Origin of the sequence: Neorhizobium sp. S3-V5DH (genome assembly GCF_004343065.1) — a bacterium.
Taxonomy (GTDB): domain Bacteria; phylum Pseudomonadota; class Alphaproteobacteria; order Rhizobiales; family Rhizobiaceae; genus Neorhizobium; species Neorhizobium huautlense.
The window spans coordinates 1-2612 of record NZ_SMCL01000046.1 but is presented as its reverse complement, the minus strand read 5'-3'; the positions used below and the strand labels follow the sequence as shown (position 1 = coordinate 2612).

At 59.5% G+C, this 2612-nt stretch carries 2 protein-coding genes and 2 pseudogenes; all 4 read left to right on the top strand.

All coding sequences use genetic code 11. From position 1 onward, the window contains the following. The first annotated feature begins 136 nt into the window (after positions 1-136). Positions 137-847 (top strand): ribonuclease activity regulator RraA, encoded by a 711-nt coding sequence (locus EDE09_RS27880; RefSeq protein WP_132413608.1) that lies wholly within the window; start codon positions 137-139, stop codon positions 845-847. A 201-nt stretch (positions 848-1048) separates the two neighbouring features. Further along, on the top strand, positions 1049-1336 hold the full coding sequence (locus EDE09_RS27875; protein ID WP_132413606.1) for a DUF2934 domain-containing protein: 288 nt from the start codon (positions 1049-1051) through the stop codon (positions 1334-1336). Positions 1337-1593: 257 nt separating this feature from the next. After that, a pseudogene (locus EDE09_RS27870) lies at positions 1594-1816 on the top strand (hypothetical protein). A gap of 243 nt (positions 1817-2059) precedes the next feature. Further along, positions 2060-2416, top strand: a pseudogene (locus EDE09_RS27865) (Hsp20 family protein); the annotation flags it as partial. Between the last annotated feature and the right edge of the window lie 196 nt (positions 2417-2612).

Sequence of the window (2612 nt, the reverse complement as noted above, 5' to 3'; positions counted from 1 at the left end):
TATGGCTTCATGTTCTCAAGCCATATCGAACAGGCAGACAAAGGTTGCGACTTCGATTTCCTGAAGACCGAATTTGGCGGCAAGACGCCGGAACCCGTGATCAACTGACCCAAGTGATGATGTCCGAGGAGGAACGATGAACCCTGCAACCCGCGATAAGCTGATGCGTGTATCCGTCGCCACGCTTTGCTCAGCACTCTACAAGCGCGGCCTGCGCAACCAGACCATCCAGGACGTGCGGCCGGTCAAGGCAAAGGGGCGGAACATGGTCGGTCCCGCCTTCACCTTGCGCTACATGCCAGCGCGCGAGGATCGTAATCCGATTACGGTTTTTCGTGATCCGAAACATCCGCAGCGCCACGCGATCGAGACCTGCCCGGAAGGACACGTACTCGTCATGGACAGCCGCAAGGACGCGCGCGCGGCATCCGCCGGTGACATCCTAATCACCCGGCTGATGGTGCGCGGGGGCGCAGGCGTCGTCACCGACGGCGGCTTTCGCGACGCCATGACAATCGGCGAACTCGACATCCCCGCCTATCACCACCGCCCGTCCAGCCCGACGAACCTGACGCTGCACGAAGCGATCGACATCAACGTGCCCATCGGCTGCGGCGACGTTCCTGTGTTTCCAGGCGACATCGTCGTTGGGGACGACGACAGCGTGATCGTTCTCCCGGCTGAGATCGCCGACGAAATCGCCGATGAAGCCGTGGAAATGACCGCGTACGAGGACTTCGCTGTGGAGCGGGTCAAGCAAGGCCACACGATCACAGGCCTCTACCCTGCCACCGACGAGAACAATCTGACCCTGTTTGCGCAGTGGCGTAAGACGCATGATCGATGAGGCCAAGACAGGCAAGGCTCGATCAGGCGCTGCCGGATCCTGACGGCGCCTTTCTGGTTGTCTTTTGCCCGCCAGCTATGCACCCCGTCGCCAGGCAGGCCTCATTCGCGGAGCGCTTCTGGTCGCCGTCAGCTGGCTTTGACTTTGGGAACGACTGCGCGATGCGCAAGTTACCATTAGCCGGCCGTGGAGGAGAGCGAGATGGTAGACAAGGAACAGCAGCTGCGTGAGCGGGCATACAAAATCTGGGAAGACGAGGGCCGCCTGGATGGTTCCCATGAGGAACATTGGAGACGTGCCGAAGAGCAGCACGAACTGGCGGAGCAGGAGTCCGAGGACGTGACGAAGGTCAACCAAGAGGCCGACGACAAGTTCGCGAAGGACGACGCCGAAAGCACATCGGCCGCAGATATAAAGCCCCATCAGCGACAAGCCCAGACTGATGGGTACTTCGAAGCGCTGCAGCCGCCGCGTTCAGGAAACGATTAGGCCGATCCGCCTTCGTTCGGTCCAGCCGTGTGTGCGTCGCTAGTGTAACGAAGCCGGAGGGTTCGTCTTCAAGAGCCCGCCATCGTCGATTTGTAACTTTTAGCTTTCCGCGCGTTTCGCGACGAGAAGGCTAAGCCGGGCGCAGTGACCTGCGCGATCCCTAACGCTGAGCAGTGAGGCAATGGCGTGAACCGTCGCCTTCAGAGCGGGCGTCTCCCGATATCCCCGGCAAAACCCTGGAAGTGAGAGAAAACGAAATGACCGACGACTGGCAAGCTGATTTGCGGCTCGGTCTCGAACACCTGGTGGATAAGGCCGTGGTGAAAGGCGCGAAGCAGAACGACGTCTTCGCCGCCGTAGGGGCGAACTCGCACGCCTCCGGGGTGCGAACGACCGTGACCCGGACCCGGCAGAAGACACCTCTCAGGAAAAGCTAGAGGAGCCAGCAACGACTGGCCTGCTGGGGAGCGTTGGAGGTGAGCCACGCGTCTCGCAGAACAGTCGCTATCCAGTCATAACGCTGGGGAAGTCCATGTTGGATGCGAGCCGCGCCGATCTTGGCCACAGAGGTAACGGGCAAAGTTCGGTTTCGGTCCGCTCGGTGGCGGGCGAAACCATCCAACACCTATTCCCAACATCGCTCAGGTCTCCGCTCCTCGATCGCCACTGACCGTTCAACGGCCGCGACTTGTGAGGAACGATCGGCCGCTTGAGCATGACTTTTTGAATGCCCAATGTCATCATCGGTCCAGCCTCGGCTTTGACCGCGTCTTCAATCTTCTCAACAACGCGCAGCGCCTCCAGTCCGTCGATCTCTGGCCGCCGTACGACATCGTCAAGCTCGGCGATGCCGGATACGCCATCACAATGGCAGTCGCAGGCTTTGGCCAGAGCGATCTAGACGTGACCCAGGAGCGCAACGTCCTGATCATCAAGGGTGGCAAGGCGCAGAAGCAGGAAGGCGAATATCTGCATCGCGGCATCGGTGGCTAGTCGTTCGAGTGTCGTTTCGAACACGCAGACCACGTCCGCGTCGAAACCGCATCGTTTTCCGACGGTCTCTTGCGCATTGTGCTCAAGGAAGCAAATCGCGTAAGCTTTGGGAAATTCTTCGGTTCCGTTTTCACAGCCTCCCGGCTCCTGGAGTTGTAGTTCCATAATTCATGTTATGCGATTCCCGCATGTAGAGGCTATTTAGTAATGCGACAGTTGGGCCAGTTAGAGATGCGACAGTCTCGCCTCTCGACGCACTGGTCAAAGCCAACGTTGGGAGCAA